This window comes from Butyrivibrio sp. TB, from assembly GCF_900110805.1.
In the GTDB taxonomy this organism is placed as follows: Bacteria; Bacillota; Clostridia; order Lachnospirales; family Lachnospiraceae; genus Butyrivibrio; species Butyrivibrio fibrisolvens_C.
In genome coordinates, this window is sequence record NZ_FOER01000015.1 from 18,486 (window position 1) to 35,095 (window position 16,610).

Annotated in this window: 11 protein-coding genes; 2 read left to right on the forward strand and 9 right to left on the reverse strand. The window is 40.3% G+C overall.

Annotated features, from left to right (window positions below):
• Positions 1 to 119: 119 nt before the first annotated feature.
• The 9 genes from kduI to BMX21_RS11045 form a co-directional block, all read right to left on the reverse strand.
• Positions 120 to 986 (reverse strand): 5-dehydro-4-deoxy-D-glucuronate isomerase, encoded by an 867-nt coding sequence (gene kduI, locus BMX21_RS11005; protein WP_022754756.1) that lies wholly within the window; start codon positions 984 to 986, stop codon positions 120 to 122.
• A gap of 171 nt (positions 987 to 1,157) precedes the next feature.
• Complete coding sequence (locus BMX21_RS11010; protein WP_092044262.1) at positions 1,158 to 2,006, reverse strand: sugar phosphate isomerase/epimerase family protein; 849 nt, start codon at positions 2,004 to 2,006, stop codon at positions 1,158 to 1,160.
• A gap of 207 nt (positions 2,007 to 2,213) precedes the next feature.
• Entirely contained in the window at positions 2,214 to 3,794 is a 1,581-nt protein-coding gene (locus BMX21_RS11015; protein ID WP_092044264.1) for a glycoside hydrolase family 28 protein, read from the reverse strand.
• A gap of 249 nt (positions 3,795 to 4,043) precedes the next feature.
• Positions 4,044 to 4,958, reverse strand: a complete 915-nt coding sequence (locus tag BMX21_RS11020) for a hypothetical protein (protein WP_092044266.1) — start codon at positions 4,956 to 4,958, stop codon at positions 4,044 to 4,046.
• Between the two features lie 324 nt (positions 4,959 to 5,282).
• Positions 5,283 to 6,140, reverse strand: coding sequence for a carbohydrate ABC transporter permease (locus BMX21_RS11025; RefSeq protein ID WP_027204864.1), 858 nt, complete (start codon positions 6,138 to 6,140; stop codon positions 5,283 to 5,285).
• A 15-nt stretch (positions 6,141 to 6,155) separates the two neighbouring features.
• Positions 6,156 to 7,112 carry an ABC transporter permease gene (locus BMX21_RS11030; protein ID WP_022754751.1) on the reverse strand — a complete coding sequence of 319 codons (957 nt, stop codon included), beginning with the start codon at positions 7,110 to 7,112 and terminating at the stop codon, positions 6,156 to 6,158.
• Between the two features lie 139 nt (positions 7,113 to 7,251).
• On the reverse strand, positions 7,252 to 8,901 hold the full coding sequence (locus tag BMX21_RS11035) for a type 2 periplasmic-binding domain-containing protein (RefSeq protein ID WP_092044268.1): 1,650 nt from the start codon (positions 8,899 to 8,901) through the stop codon (positions 7,252 to 7,254).
• Positions 8,902 to 9,379: 478 nt separating this feature from the next.
• Entirely contained in the window at positions 9,380 to 11,500 is a 2,121-nt protein-coding gene (locus BMX21_RS11040) for a family 43 glycosylhydrolase (RefSeq protein ID WP_177174011.1), read from the reverse strand.
• 71 nt (positions 11,501 to 11,571) lie between these two features.
• A complete protein-coding gene (locus tag BMX21_RS11045) occupies positions 11,572 to 13,092 on the reverse strand; it encodes a glycoside hydrolase family 43 protein (protein ID WP_092044270.1) in 1,521 nt (506 codons plus the stop codon).
• Positions 13,093 to 14,135: 1,043 nt separating this feature from the next.
• On the opposite strand from BMX21_RS11045, the gene BMX21_RS11050 reads away from it, so the two are divergent.
• Positions 14,136 to 15,599 (forward strand): aminotransferase class I/II-fold pyridoxal phosphate-dependent enzyme, encoded by a 1,464-nt coding sequence (locus tag BMX21_RS11050; RefSeq protein ID WP_092044275.1) that lies wholly within the window; start codon positions 14,136 to 14,138, stop codon positions 15,597 to 15,599.
• A gap of 110 nt (positions 15,600 to 15,709) precedes the next feature.
• Positions 15,710 to 16,576 (forward strand): polyamine aminopropyltransferase, encoded by an 867-nt coding sequence (gene speE, locus BMX21_RS11055; RefSeq protein WP_022754745.1) that lies wholly within the window; start codon positions 15,710 to 15,712, stop codon positions 16,574 to 16,576.
• Positions 16,577 to 16,610: the final 34 nt, after the last annotated feature.

Here is a 16,610-nt window from a genome sequence, read left to right on the forward strand (position 1 = left end):
ATATTTCAATAGGTTTAATACCTATTTATTATTTTGTTCATAAGAAGTTGAGCTTGTCAGTGCACAAAGAATTGATATGACTCTATATCTGCACTGCTTCCTCATATGATCATCAATTATTACAGAAGATCCTGCATCCTTACTTCGTCCATATCATCAAAGTCCTGATTCTCTCCGACCATACCCCAGATGAAAGTATAGTTCCTAGAGCCTGAACCTGCGTGGATAGACCAGCTTGGAGATATTACAGCCTGCTCATTTCTCATAATGATATGTCTTGTCTCCTGAGGCTCGCCCATATAATGAGTTACAAATGCATCCTCCGGCATATCGAAGTAAAGATATACTTCCATACGACGATCATGTGTATGACATGGCATTGTATTCCAAACACTTCCCGGTTCAAGATGAGTCATTCCCATCTCAAGCTGACAGGATTCTACCTGACCTGGAAGGATGTATTTATTAATAGTACGGTGATTTGCATCTTCCATAGAACCAAGCTCTTTTTTGTTCTCAGGCTTGATCTCTACGTCATATTCCTTTGTAGCCTTACTATCTTTAAGGATTCTCTTGGTTGGATATGTCATGTGAGCAGGGCCTGAGCACATGTAGAACTTTGCAGGATTCTTTGGATCTTTGGATGCAAATACGATATCCTTTGTTCCTTTACCTATATACATTCCGTCACGTGCTGCAATCTCATAAACCTCTCCATCAGCTGTAACTGTTCCATCACCGCCGATATTGATGATTCCAAGCTCTCTTCTTTCAAGGAAGTACTGAGCACGAAGTTCATCTCCTGCTTCAAGCTTAAGCTCTTTATTAACAGGCATAGCGCCGCCAAATATAATACGATCGATATGGCTGTATACAAGCTTTATATCATCTTCAAAGAAAACCTTCTCAACAAGGAATTCTTCTCTGAGTCTTTTTGTGTCATAATATCTGACATCCTTGGGAGATGCCGCTGTTCTAAGTTCCATTTACTAAACCTCCTTAAACGATGGTACTTTACTATATATATTGTTTTAATTCAAAAACTCTATATCTTATAGTGATTTAATTGCTTTTATCCTATGGAAAAAATGTTTAGTTTTTTATAATCTGCTTTATAATCCTATGAAAAAATGTTTAATAATCCGAATCTGTATTTATCATTTTCCCAGGATCTTGTTCTCATATCCTTCAATACATCTTCTGGATACTTCTGCACTGTCAGGCTTTGTATCCTCCAAAGTTGCATGGATGTGATCTTTTCTCTCCAGAGCAAATTTTACTATCTGTGTATAGTCCATATCTCCAAGGCCGCATCCCATGGACTTTACTTCATTGGCATCAAGTCTGCAGTCTTTAAGATGTATCATAGCAATATCCTTACCAAGGATATCAATAGTTCTTGCAATAGTCTCATCTCTCTTCTCATATTCATAAGGAGATATGAGATTAACCGGATCAAAGATAATCTGAAGATTGGGTGATTCGATCTGATCCAGAACGATCCTTGCTCTTTCGGGAGTAGATACAATATGTCTCCACACAGGTTCTATTGCTATTATCTGTCCAACGCTTTCTGCATATCTGACTACAGGCCTTAGTCCGTCTATGAATATCTTCAATGCTTCATCAGATTTGGCTGCCTCAGGCTCATAATGATAATCTTCATTGGGCATACCTGTTTCTGTTCCAACTACACCTGCTCCAAGTATTGATGCAAAGCGAAGGTTGACCATATATTCTTCCTGAATCTGCTTTAATTTGTCCTTTGAAGGATTGGCAAGATTCTTGTAACAGCCTATTACCGCAACATCAAGATCTGCTTTTTGAAACTCCCTTTTAAGCCACATAGCATAGCCCGGAGTAAGTGCTTCTACAGATGATGGGATATCTTTTACTTTAGAAAGTGCAATATGAACACAGGTAAAACCCTGCCCACGAATATTTTTGAGTCGTTCTTCAAAGGGTACTTCCATAGAATCATGGAAGCGTAGTCCAAGACTGATCATAACCTTCTCCTTTCGATTTATATCCTTTACAAGATGTCAAAAAATATGTCCATTTTAAAGGATGTAAATAAACCCCCACTATCACTTTAGCATATATCATGAAACTTCGTTTCGCTTTATGAAACAAATACAATGCAAAAACAACCATCATAATCCGGCATTATTCATAGTCGTGATAATAAAGCTTTATGTCATTAAATCTTACTATTATGATATTCCTTTCCTTATCACAACTTCACCATCCTGGCCCTGTATATCAACATTACTTAAAATAAGATTTTTTACATTTTCAGCATATATACCCATCTTACTGGTATCAGGAACTCCGTTTGACATGGCAGGCTGTCCGGCCTTCGCATCATCCTTGTATCTTACTGTGACATTCTCCATAAGGATCTCTTCGATAGGAGATTCAGGAAGTCCAAGATAATATGCGGCAGCATATTCTGTATCTTGTGCACTTATATTTCTAAATACAAGACGGCCTATAGAGGGAGTTCTGTCATCTACAGGAAAGCTTTCTCTTGACTGTACATAATCCGTCTTACCGTCAGGATCACAGAAATAGAAACTGTTGACTACAAAAGGCGTAAGCACATGATCCATCTCAATATTTTCAAATATTATATTGTCAAGAACAGAATCCTTGCCTCTTCCTCGCCTTGTCTTGATCCTAAGTCCTCTGTCTGTATCATGGAACAGGCAGTCTGTAACCTTGACATTATTAACACCGCCGGCAATCTCAGACCCAACTGTAACAGCACCGTGTCCGGATTCCATGAGGCAGTGTGCCACAAGCATATCGCATGAGGGACGCTTATGTTTCCTTCCCATGTATATCTTGCCGGACTTAATTGCTATACAGTCATCTCCAAGACTAAAATGAACGCCAAGAACCCTCATACCGCTACAGGACTCAGGATCGAATCCGTCAGTATTTGGAGAATTCCAGGGATTTTCAATCTTCACATCTATTACATCGATATTCTTTGAAAAATATGGATGAAGCGTCCAGCAGGGTGACTGTCTTATAAGAAGACCTGCCAGCATGATATCACTACAATTATTAACAAAGAACATATTGGGCCTTGCGACAGTAAAATGCTCCTTGTCAATCTTCCACCAGTCATCAAAGCCTGCATTACCATCCAAAGTTCCATGTCCGTATATGGTGCAGTCCTCTACGTCAAATCCTGTGATCATAGACGCATACTGTCTTAAAGGATTGCCTTCCCAGCTTGCAAAGTTGTATTCAGAATCCTCATCATAGCTTCTGACAATCCCCGGGAGGATAGGAAGCTTTGACTTATCTTTGGTTCCTATAAGAACTGCCCCATCTTCAATCTCAATACTAATATGAGACTTAAGAAAAAGAGCTGTAACAGCATATCTTCCAGAAGGAATAAGGACTCTTCCGCTTTCAGGGCAGACATTTATAGCTGTCTGAATAGCCATAGTATCGTCATGCTCTCCATCACAGATAGCTCCAAACTCTAAAGCATTAAGAGTAACTGTTTCATGTAAAGTATGTATTGAAAGCTCAGATACGCCATCTTCATCGCCGCATGTGTTAGTGATCCTGATCTCATAATCCATATCAGGAAGAAGACCTGTTATAAGATTTATGCAACGATCTGTCACCCCACGTACAGGCTTTGGATCAGGAACGATCATACTTTCTTTTGGTATGATCTCATATTCATATTTATAGGTTGTATTATATTTACCGCCATCGTTTATCTTAAGAATGATAAAACGGGCTCCTGTTTTTAGTATTTCAAATGCCATTTTTTAACCTCATGTCGCGAGTGAAACGAGTGACTAATGGTTCAAATTGGTGGAGCTTGCGACACTAATTTGGGTTTGAAAGTGGAACACTTTCAAGCTTGACCTCATGTCGCGAGTGAAACGAGTGACTAATGGTTCAAATTAGTGGAGCTTGCGACACTAATTTGGGTTTGAAAGTGGAACACTTTCAAACTTGACCTCATGTCACGAGCAAAGCGAGTGACTAATGGTTCAAATTAGTGAAGCTTGCTACATCATAATATATGCATCAATCATAAGTTTTCTGACATTGGGACTACATGGTGACTCCGAAGGCTTGATACCAATAGAATCATCATTTATAAATTCTTTGATCAGAAATGATCTCATCTTCATTAAACTGATTTTTTTAAGTTCAGAATCAGAATCAATATCTTCTTTTAAATCTGCATCCGTTTCTATATTTGTTTCTATATTTGTTTTTAAATCTTTATCCATGTGATCCTGGAAAGTTGTATCCAAGTCTTCATCTGCATCTATGTTAAGAAGTCTTTTTGCAAGACCTTCATACTTCTCAGCATCGATATGTCCTTCTTTTATTCCCATAAGAAGTACATAACAGGCACACATCTTCACATCATCTTCAAGGCCGCAGATCTTATCAATGCTCCTCAAATCAAAGAAGAGCTCTCTTATACCCTGTCTTAATATATCCTCTAAAAGCCTATAATCTTCGTATATCTGGATACTCATATAGCAAAGAGACTCCACTACTGTTTTTAGGAAAAAAATCTTATTAGTAATAATCTCGCTACAATAAGCACCATTTAAGTCATCATCTCTTATAAGCTCAAATGCAGATCTAAACCTATCACAGATATCATTGTATCCGTTCTTCTTGTTCCATCTTGTCTCATAATCAGTATAAAAAGGCATATAAAAGCACATATCTTTAATTCCTGATAAGCTGATACTGCTTTCGTCTGTACCCAAAAATCCTATAAGCCTTTCATGCAGACTATCTGCAAGTTTTCTATAATCATCATTGCCCGTCTCATCATATAGATATATGCATGCCTGGCCTATACTATAATCAGATACAGGAATCTTAGCGCCGGATTCAAGATCTTTTTTTAGTTTTTCTGTCAAAAAAAGAAGATTTTCCACAGTTTCACCATTTTTCATCAAATAATCTCCCACTACTGAAAAATCAATAATGTAAGCTCTTACATATATAGCATTATACACGTTTTTATCATGTTTGACGATACAAAAATATAAACTTATTTTTGAGCAAAATCACAAAATTTTACTATTGATATATTTTATGAACAATAGCGCGAGCTTAACACAAATTCAAAAAGGTGAAAAAGCAAAAACTGCTCTTCCACCTTTCCGACTATGAGTAACAGTTTTAAGACTGATACTGCCTGGCTATATGATTGTACTGTTTGAAAATGCTCTGTTTGCAAACATATATGACTATTAACTTATGAGTCAGAACCTGTATCATTCTTTTACAGCACCGACATTTACGCCCTTAACAAAGTATTTCTGAAGGAATGGATATGCTGCCATGAAAGGAAGAATAGCGCACACGATAGCTGCATAGTAAAGTGTCTCCTGGGCTACATTGTACTGTGTTGTCGGTGTATCACCATCCATGATCATGACACGAAGCTGATACTGGAAGTTAACGAGTTTAGTATTAGTAATATAAATCTGAACTGTGCTGTAGTCATTCCATACAGTAACTGCAAACATAAGACCGATTGATGCAAGTGCTGCCTTGGAAAGAGGAAGTACTATCTTGAAGAAGATTCCCATAGGGCTGCAGCCGTCAATCTTGGCAGCTTCATAAAGTGATCCTGGGATTCCTTCGAAGAAGTTCTTCATAAGTACAAGGTTATATACATTCATACCATGCTTGAAAACAAGGATCCATGTGTTATCAACAAGACCAAGCTGCTTCATGACAAGGTATTCAGGGATCATACCACCGGAGAAGATCATTGTCACAAGAAGGAAATATGAGAAAAATGTTCTTCCGGGCATGTCATACTGGTTAAGTACATAACCACCAAGTGTTGACATTATAAGACCTACAAGTGTTCCTACTATTGTTGTCCATACTGAGTTCCAGAATGGAAGATAAAGCTTGGATGTTTCGAATATAGTCTTATATCCAAGGATTGTAGGCTGTGTAGGCCAGAGCTTGAACTGGTAGATTCCGACAGCATTGAAGGAATCTACTACAACCTTCCAAAGCGGAATGATAATAATAAGTGAAATGATTATAAATACAAGATAGTTGACAACATCAAATGCATGTATGCCCGACTTCTTTCGTAATTGTGCTTTTGCCATAATTCCGCGACCTCCTTAAATAATACCGCGTCCGCGGACTTTTTTACTTGCAAAGTTACTAAGCAGCATGAGAATACCACCAACAACTGATTTGAATAGACCAACAGCAGTAGTATAACCATAATCAGGAATGAACTGCAGGAATGTCTGACGATATATATAAGTGGAGATAACATCTGCTACATCGTATACTCGTGAGTTATAGAGAACGAATACAGGCTCGAAGATATTAAGAACCTTAGCTATGTTCAGGATGAGTACGATGATAATAGTATTAGCAAGTTCAGGAACTGTTACATACCAGATCTTCTGAAGTCTTGTGGCACCGTCAATATCTGCTGCCTCGTAGATCTCAGGATTGATACCTGCAAGAGTTGCAAGGAAGATAACTGTTCCCCAACCTGTTTCTTTCCACATATTGATCAAATAGAAAATAGGTCTCCACATCTTAGTTGAATGGAGGAAGTCAATGCTAGTTGAGATAACTCCCCATTCTTTTAAAGTCTCATTGATGAAACCTGTTGATGAATTGGATAAGAAAAGAGTGAAGATAGCTGCTACAACCGCATATGACATAAAGTGCGGAAGGTAAATAACTGTCTGGAATGCTTTCTTGGCAATTATATTACCCATTTCATTAAGGAAAACAGAAATGATAACAGCTGCGAATGTGTTAATAAGTAGCTTAGCTATAGAAATAATAAGTGTGTTTTTAAGTGCTGCCCAGAACTCTGCTTTTGCAAACATTATCTGGAAGTTTTCAAGACCAACCCAATGGATATTCTTGAGCTTGTAGCTGTAGAAAGAATATCTTACTCCAAGCATTGGCCAGTAATACATGATGATAACGAAAATGAATACCGGAAGGAACATGAGGTAATAACCTCTTGAATTCCATATTCGCTGCCCCAGAGGCTTCTTGTTTCTAACTGCACCAAGAGCAAGATCAGCCTGCTTATACTTTTTACTCATAGTTTTGTGTTTCCTTTCATAGTACCGTAAATCCCACTGTAATATCCTCAGCAAAAATCCTGCCTCCGTTAATACGCAGAGGCAGGATCAGAAATTCTGAATCTTACAGCCTTTTTACCTCAAACCGGGTCGTATGCTATTACTGAGCGTTAAGTTCTTCAAGAATAGCTGCAGATGCATCGCCGTACTTGTCAATGTAGTTCTGTACAGCCTGCTCAGGTGTGATATCACCTACTACTGCCTGATTCATCCAAGTTGTCTTATCTGTAACCATGTCTGCTTCATAGTTTGTAAGTGTCTCACTTGAAGCTGCTGCAGGAGCATCTACGCAGTTCTCTGTGAAGAACTGGTTACCTTCTACAACAAGATCTGTATTATCTGCATAGCCGTTTGTAAGAGGAGCGATTACGAGATTAGCATCAAGGAAGTTCTTCTTCCAAACTGTGTTCTCGTCGTTAGGTGACTGCTTAAGGTGGAACTGACCAGCTTCATAGCTGTATTCCTTAGCATCATCTGTTCCGGCATTTGTTGTGAATGTTTCTGCTTCTGTTGACCAGTGAACACCTTCTGCGCCGTATGTCCAGAGAGTCTGTACCTTGTCACCATCAAGCATTGTGTCGAAGAGGACATCGAAGATAGCCTGCTCACGAGCGCTGTCTCCGTCACCATCATCTGTGATTGTAAGAACAGGAGCTTCTCTGTTAAGGTATCCGCCCCAGCTGTCCTTGATCTCCTTGATAGGAGCAAGCTCTACAAGTTCAGAATCAACTTCATTACCAATGAGCTTATCTGTAAGTGTCTGATACCATGTACCAGCCCAGTATGTGAATACACCTGAAGATGTTGACTGATCATTGGAGAACCACTTCTCACGAGCCTGCTTAGTACCAGCTTCCTCTGTATCAGGATCGATAACGCCGTCTGTATAACCCTTGTTAAGTCTTGCAAGAGCATCGATTGTAGCCTGCTCTGTGAAACCGTCTACCCAAACGCCTTCGCTGTTCTGATAGAATGAAGGATATGCATCCTGCCAGAACTCAGGCATGTAGTTGATGTATGGAGCCTCATCAAGCTTACCGTAGCCTGCTGCGATTACACCGTATGTTCCTGCAGATCCGTTACCATCAGGATCATCATTAGTGAAAGCCTGAAGCATGTTGTAATATGAATCGAAATCTGTAACAGAAGCTGCATCAATTCCTACAGCATCAAGCCATGCTTTCTTAACATAAGTAACACATCCGTTACCATATGTAGGAGCGAATCCGTAAAGAGCTCCTGATGAAGTCTTAAGATTCTCATTGATCTTATCAAGTGTCAGACGTGACTGGAACTCGGCATTGTCATAAGCATTGGCCATATCCCAAAGAAGACCTGTTGTTTGATACTGTCTGAGCATCGTAGCGCTCATGATAAGAGCATCAGGATATTCTCCGTCGCCTGCTTCTCCTGTTGTAAGAAGACGTGAAACTGTTCCTGAATAATCAGAGTGATCAAGCTGTGTGATATTAAGATCTACATGATAGCCGAACTTCTCTTCGATTGCCTTCTCCCACTGATCTACGAACTCAGCCTGTCCTGCATCGACTGTAGCTGTAAGAGTTCCGTCGAATACCAGATTGATCTGTGTAAGCTGATAGTCGCTACCACCTTCTGTCTGTTCAGCCTGTGAGCTACCCCCATTGGCAGACTCTGTTCCTGTTCCTGTTTCTGTTCCTGTACCTGCACATCCTGCAAGCACTCCTACCATTGCTGCGGATAGGAGCAATGATATCGCTTTCTTTTTCATAAAATTACCCTCCTTAATAATGTATAAAAATGTAAGCGTTTTCAATACCTTATGTGTTTAATTTAGCATGTAGAAAATAGTATTTCAAGCTATATTTTCATAAATAATTGCCAAAAATGCAAAGTAGTTCAAAAAATCCCGTATTTTCAGCGTTTGCGGCCCTAATCACATCCTAAACCACCTTTTATCACTCTTTAAAAGCCGAAACAACCGCGAAAATTTTTGTGTTTTTTATCAATTATTGCGAAAAACAGCCCCTATTAATTATGCACTTTCACATATTTTATTCGTCAATTTTAACAATAAAAAATCGTAAAAAAGATGATTGTAAGCAGTTACGTTTACCCCAAAATCAGCTCGTTTTGATCAGTAATTTTTGTAATCTCTTTCACAGATTTTCAAAAAAATTTAAAAGCCTGTTCATTACTGTATTTATTACCTTAAATAAATAGTATCTTACAATCGCAATGCTTATTTTTTATTCTTCACTTCTTCTTATAAATATATGTGTATTATTGCCAAATACATAGGCACCGATCATAGCAGATGTAAATCTCTTGCCCTTGGACAACCCTTCGGAGCATATGCCAGTCACATCTTTGGCAGTATACAGACATCTTCCATTAAGAAGGAACGTCCTTTGGGTATAATCTGTTATAAGCGTGAACGTATTTTCTGATATATCTTCTATATTAAATATATGCTCATAAATATACCTGTCATCTCTATACTCTGTGATCACAGCTTTGGTACATCCATCTTGCTTTCTAAGTCCAAATTTGATATAGGAATTCTCATCATAATATAAAGTCATCCCGGCTTCTTCATGATCCAAAAGGCCATTTGGACTTATCATCTGTATCTCATCCCTGCAGACAAGGTCTTTTTGATTATATACAGCAAAACTCCTGCAACCAATGTCACACAGATCTCTCCCATCTCCTTTGATCATGACAGAACTGTCCTGCCTAACATCTACAAACTTTTTATCCGCAGTTCTTGCAAAGAGCCATACAAAGCCGGGAATAGAAGTACATCCGTGTACTTCTGGACATTCCCTCTTACGTCCTGTAATGACGGGAATAGAAGTACATCCATGTACTTCTGGACATTCCCTTTTACGTCCTGTAACGGCGGGAATAGTCATATTATGTTTTCCGTCATTCGGAATTTTGGAGTCGTTGGCAACATAGGTAGAATCCTTGCGATCATATGGGAGCTTGGCTATATAAGAAGGGCCCTTGCGCATATTTACAATAGGCCAGCCGTCCGCTGTCCATGTGATCTTATCAAGAGCAGTCTCTCTTCCAAGCATCCCCCATTTGCCATCTATCATCCTCTCACACAGATATACCATGTACCAGCTGCCATCCTGCGTCATAACAGGCTTGCCATGACCACAGCACTGGATAGGAGCAATAGGATCTTTTTGCGTCATGATAGGATTGTAAGGGCAGTTCTCATAAGGACCTTTGAGATTCCTAGATCTAAGGACAGTGATCATGTGCCCTCTGCCGGTACCACCCTCAGCAAGGAAACAGTAATAATAACCGTCCTTTTTAATAAGATGCGGTCCCTCCGGAGCATGGCCTGACCAGCCGTAAGCTATCATTTCAGGATCAGATAGTATCCGCTTTCCATCAGATGACACTTCCATAAGACATGCCCCTCTATTAAGAAGCATATATCTTCTTCCATCATCATCTGTAAAAAGAGACGGATCTATTCCACTAATATTATGGATCACAGGAGTATCATAAGGACCTTCCGGTCTATCCGAGCTTGTGACAATCTGAGTCTGCGGATATTCCATATCATCGTTGTTACGAAGGGTTGCGCAGATATAGAATCTACCATCATGATAACTTATATCCGGCGCCCAGAATCCCCTGCCACCTTCAAGCCTGCCAAGATGCTCCGATGCCCAGTCAGGATCTGTAACTGCATATCCAATGAGCTGCCAGTTGACAAGATCTTTGGAATGAGAAATCGGTATTCCGGGAAAATAGATAAAGCTGGAGTTGACCATATAATAGTCATCTCCAACCCTTACTATGGAAGGATCTGCATGAAATGATCTCATGACCGGATTCCTGTAGGTATCACTCAGATCATAACCCAGATGTTTTTTCAAAAAAGTATATATATCTTTTCTGTTATCATTATTACCATCTTCATTATTGTCTTCATTACTATCCGAATTACTATTTTTATTATTATCTTTTGATTTAAAATAATATTTTTGATAGATATAATCCTGTGAGGCTTTGACAGATAGTCCGCCATATACTGCTTTCCCACCGGATGGCAGCATACCTAACGCTTCAAGATACAGTTCTTCTCCTGCGAGATCATATGGAGTTATAAGCCATTCATCTGCATAGGTAGGATCCATCTGGCAGCTAAGCACCAGATATCTTACTATTTCAAGATTGCCTCCAAGAACCGCATAGTGAAGCACGCTCCTTCCATGCTCATCAGTATCTTCAAGATTCAAACCATGACGTGTCTTTTGTTTTACAAGTTCAAGATCACCGCTAAGAGCTGCCTCAATTCCTTCTTTAAAGCCTTTTTCTGATTTCGAAGAATAAATATTCATAACCACCTCGTATCGCACCTAAAATAAACAGTAGTAGTTTGAGTTAACCACTTTAAGCTGTGATCTTATTGCTATTTCGCCATATCATCTGTGATATATACCCAGTCATATCTACCATAGCCATTGCCACTTCCTTTATTATTCATATTGGCTGACCAAAGGCATATCTTGGCGCCTGTCCATGTTGCTCTTTCCAGCATCTGTGTTTTGCCAAGCTCTTTATAAGACACTCCGTCAAGCGAATAGTAATAGTTATAAGATTTATCTTCACGAACCACTATCTTCATAAATATATGGCCCGAATCTATTAACTGTGCATCGCATGAAGTCTCGGTAGCTTCTCCTTCAAATTCCTTGTTAGTAACATCTCCTTTGAACATAACAACGAAGTTCTTGCCCTGCATACGCTTGATCCCGGCATAGGAATACTTCTGCCCCACAATACCGCAAGCAGCTATATCCCCATCTTCTCCGGGATACAGATGGATCGATGTAGTCACAGTAAAAGCTTTACTCTGAGGTATCTGAGTCAGGACATTGCCCGCATACCACAAAAGATTCTCTCTTCCTCCAGGAGCCATACAGTAAAGAATAAGATGCCCATCATCAAGCTGATACCAGTCTTCGTTGGGATTGGCCTGCCACTGCCACTGAAGCCCAAGCTTATCAGATCTAAAGTCATCAGATGTACTTATCTTATATTCAGGAGCACCTTCAACAGGATCAGACCATTCCTTGACAGGCTCTCCTATCCCGTCACCGTCAAGATCACTTCCTATAAAGGGCCATCCGTTAATAAAACACATAGGCTGAAGATGTGTGATCCTTCCAAGTTCATGAACATCCTGAAAATGAACGAACCAGTTACGACCATCCGGTGTATCAACCCAGCCTCCCTGGTGAGGGCCATTGATATCCGTACAGCCCTGATGCATTACAACCTTGTACTCATAAGGTCCATGTATATCCCTGGATCTAAGGCATGACTGCCAACCTGTCGCAACGCCTCCGGATGGCATAAGAATATAGTAATAGTCATCCTTCTTATAAATCTTGGGGCCTTCTGTTGTAGGCGCCACCTGCTCTCCATCAAAGATAAGCATAGGCTCACCAATAAGCCTTGTACACTCAGGATCAATCTCCACTAGCATGAGCCTGTGCTTGATACCACATCTACTCCTTGCAAGTGCATATACCATATATGCTCTTCCATCATCATCCCAGATAGGGCACGGATCTATCCAGCCTTTGGATGTACATAGCATGTTAAGCTGGAACTGGCCGTATGGATCTTTACTTCTGGCTACCATGATGCCCTCATCCGGAAGAGGGATAAACACAATAAATGTGTCATCATGATATCTAATAGACGGAGCCCAGGTTCCGGAGCCGTGAGAAGGTCTGTTGTACTTGTCAAAAGGAAGTTTTGAAACGCAGTAATTGATTATCTCCCAGTGAACCAGATCTTTAGAATGAAGAAGTGGAACTCCGGGCAGATATGTAAAAGATGATGCCACCATATAAAAATCCTGGCCTACACGTATAACATCAGGATCTGAATAATCAGCATATAAAATCGGATTTTGATACATCTAGCCTCTTTTCCGGGTCAAGCCAAAACTTGCTACTTGGGTGATTGGTATACTCAAAGACTTTGCAGAGAGACGAAGATCTCGGGCGGACGGAATATGGATCATTTACACGCTATAATTGTTTTATAAATTCATGGCATGATATCTGGCGCTTTTCATTCCGGGGTCCAAACTCGCTTCGCTCAGACAGGTGGACCCCAGGCAGAATGAAAATCTCCATCTATCACGCTCATGAATTTTATAAAACAATTAAAAGCGTGTAAATGATCCGTATTCCGTCCGCCCGAGATCTTCGTCTCTCTGCAAAGCCTTTGAGTATACCTGACTGCCTAAAAGATAAGTTTTAGTTAGAAATGGCCTTAGCCCATTTATTTCGTTTTTATAGTTAACCACGCTTACATTTTTAGATAACACTATAGTATTTTAATATAATATCAAAATACTACATATTTTTATCAAAATCATCTATTTTTTTACCTCATGTCGTGAGCAAAGCGAGTGACAAATGGTTCAAATTAATGGAACTCGCGACATCAATTTGATTTTAATATGGAACATTTTCAAGCTTTACTTCCGGCTTTTCACTTGGTCATGGCAGTATCCGGCCAGGTATTACCGCGGCGGGCAGTATATAAATCTATTTCGCGCTTTATCCCGGGTTATAGAATTCTGGAGCTTTGTAGATGAATCTTTATATTCTTCTTGGGGGACGACTGTCTGAGCGAAGCGAGTTTCGTCCCCCAGAATATAAAGGTTCAGATACAAAGCCCAGAATTCATAACCCGCGATATAGTGCGGAATAGATTTATATACTGCCCGCCGCGGTAATACCTGGTCGGATACTGCCATGACCAAGTGATTACGAGCAACAAAATCATCTATATTTTTAACCAAAATTTTGCCAGATTTTTTGGCAAAGATTTTGAGGTGAAAAAGCCTGCAAACTCCGCTTGACATAGGGCTTTTGCTATGATAAGTTATCGCAAGTGACACCTTTTTTGGGGCTTCATTATTAAAATATTTTTATAGGGAGTTGCAGGGGTATGGATTTAAGCAGACAACAACGCGCACCTATCTGCGATGCGCTTGAGAAATTCCGTAAAAAAAGGGTGGTTCCTTTCGATGTTCCGGGCCACAAGAGAGGACGTGGCAATCCGGAGCTTACAAAGCTTTTAGGACAGCAGTGCGTAGGCATTGACGTCAACAGTATGAAACCACTTGATAATCTGTGCAATCCGGTTTCTGTTATTGCAGAAGCAGAGGAACTCATGGCTGATGCTTTTGGTGCAGCTTATGCTTTTCTCATGGTAGGAGGTACGACCAGTGCTGTTCAGGCAATGGTCTTATCTGTGTGTGCCAAAGGTGACAAGATCATACTCCCCCGAAATGTTCATAAAAGCGTTATCAACGCACTCATTCTGTGCGGAGCTATTCCGGTATATGTAAAACCGAAGATTCATCCTGTCATTGGAGTTGCTCTTGGTATGGAGAAGGAATCCCTTCTTGAAGCCATCAATGCAAATCCCGATGCCAAGGCTGTACTTATAAATAATCCAACTTATTATGGCATATGTTCTGATCTCGTAGGTCTTACCAAGATCGCACATGAGCATGGTCTTAAGGTTCTGTGCGATGAAGCTCACGGAACACAACTGTACTTTGCAGACGACCTTCCTATAGCAGGAATGAAGGCCGGCGCTGATATGGCTGCAATATCCATGCACAAGTCAGGCGGATCGCTTACCCAGAGTTCTGTCCTTTTACTTGGTGAAAATATGGACAGAGCCCACGTTCGTCAGATCATAAATCTAACACAGACAACCTCAGCAAGTTACCTGCTCTTATCAAGTCTCGATATCAGTAGACGCAATCTTGCACTTAGGGGCAGAGAATCTTTTGCCAAAGTCAAAGAGATGAGTGAATATGCAAGAAATGAGATCAATGCAATAGGTGACTACTACGCCTACGGCAAAGAGCTCATCGACGGCTCCAGTATATATGACTTCGACGTTACCAAGCTATGCGTATTCACCAAGCCCATCGGTCTTACCGGCATAGAAGTATATGATCTTCTCAGAGATGAGTACGATATACAGATGGAATTTGGTGATCTGGGAACCATCATGGCATACATCTCAATAGGAGATCGTATGCAGGATATTGAGAGACTTGCAAGCGCCCTGTCTGATATAAGGCGTCTTTACAAAAAAGACAAAGAAGATCTGGCATATGTTGATGCTGTAACTCCTAAGGTTGTATGTTCACCTCAGGAATCCTTCTATGCAAAGAAGGTATCTCTTCCGATACATGAAACAGCCGGGCGAGTATGCGGCGAATCAGTTATGTGCTATCCGCCGGGAATCCCGATATTATCGCCAGGCGAACTTATAACCGAAGATCTTATCGGTATGATCCTGTATGCAAGAGACAAGGGATGTTCTTTGCAAGGAATGGCTGACCCTTCCGCAGATAACCTTCAGGTACTGGAGGGGGTAAAGGGCGCATAAATGCGCCAAAAATGCCAAGGCATTTCGAGGGCGCATAAATTCGATAAAAATGCCAGGGCATTTCGAGGGCGCATAAATTCGATAAAAATGCGTTTCAAAAGGAGGCTGTTATGAAAAACAATTCTGAGATCTGGTTTTCAGACCAGCAGACAGACAGTGTATCTCTTAATATAAGAGTAACCAACCAGTTATATCATGGTATCAGTGAATTTCAGGAGATAGACGTCTTCCAGTCAGAATCATTTGGTAAGTTTCTGGTTCTTGACGGCGAAGTCCTTTTTTCTGAATCTGATGAATTCATTTATAATGAAATGGTAGCTCATGTACCTATGGCAGTTCATCCACATGTCAAGAAAGTTCTTATAATAGGTGGAGGCGACGGAGGTGTTGCTACAGAGTTTACAGCTTATCCGGAGATCGAACAGATCGATGTCGTAGAGCCTGACGAACAGATGGTAGAAGTCTGCAGAGAGTTTTTCCCTGAGAGTACAAGGGGATTTGATGATGAACGCGTGCAGATCTCCTATCAGGACGGGCTTCGCTTTGTAAGAGGCAGGGAAAATGAATACGATATCATCATCAATGATGCAACAGATCCATTCGGCCATTCAGAAGGTCTCTTCACCAAAGAGTTCTATGGAAGCTGTTTTAGAGCACTTAAAAGCGACGGCATAATGGTATATCAGCACGGAAGTCCATTCTTTGACGAAGAGGAATCCGTATTTCGCTCAATGCACAGGAAAGTGTTTAAGACTTTCCCCATAAGCAGGGTATATCAGGCCCACGTACCCACCTGTTCATCAGGTTACTGGACCTTCGGTTTTGCAAGTAAGAAATATCATCCCATTACAGATTTTGACGAACAAAGATGGAATGAGAGAAATATCAAAACTGAGTATTATACGACCTCTCTTCACAGAGCAGCATTCATGCTCCCACGATATGTAGTTGATATACTGCATGAAGAGGAACACTGATTTTAATATATATTTATAAGCACGAAATATTGGA

Bases quoted from the DNA above. Each gene is read 5' to 3' on its own strand.
- kduI (WP_022754756.1), bottom strand. From the start codon at position 986: ATGGAACTTAGAACAGCGGCATCTCCCAAGGATGTCAGATATTATGAC.
- BMX21_RS11010 (WP_092044262.1), bottom strand. From the start codon at position 2,006: ATGATCAGTCTTGGACTACGCTTCCATGATTCTATGGAAGTACCCTTT.
- BMX21_RS11015 (WP_092044264.1), bottom strand. From the start codon at position 3,794: ATGGCATTTGAAATACTAAAAACAGGAGCCCGTTTTATCATTCTTAAG.
- BMX21_RS11020 (WP_092044266.1), bottom strand. From the start codon at position 4,958: ATGAAAAATGGTGAAACTGTGGAAAATCTTCTTTTTTTGACAGAAAAA.
- BMX21_RS11025 (WP_027204864.1), bottom strand. From the start codon at position 6,140: ATGGCAAAAGCACAATTACGAAAGAAGTCGGGCATACATGCATTTGAT.
- BMX21_RS11030 (WP_022754751.1), bottom strand. From the start codon at position 7,112: ATGAGTAAAAAGTATAAGCAGGCTGATCTTGCTCTTGGTGCAGTTAGA.
- BMX21_RS11035 (WP_092044268.1), bottom strand. From the start codon at position 8,901: ATGAAAAAGAAAGCGATATCATTGCTCCTATCCGCAGCAATGGTAGGA.
- BMX21_RS11040 (WP_177174011.1), bottom strand. From the start codon at position 11,500: ATGAATATTTATTCTTCGAAATCAGAAAAAGGCTTTAAAGAAGGAATT.
- BMX21_RS11045 (WP_092044270.1), bottom strand. From the start codon at position 13,092: ATGTATCAAAATCCGATTTTATATGCTGATTATTCAGATCCTGATGTT.
- BMX21_RS11050 (WP_092044275.1), top strand. From the start codon at position 14,136: ATGGATTTAAGCAGACAACAACGCGCACCTATCTGCGATGCGCTTGAG.
- speE (WP_022754745.1), top strand. From the start codon at position 15,710: ATGAAAAACAATTCTGAGATCTGGTTTTCAGACCAGCAGACAGACAGT.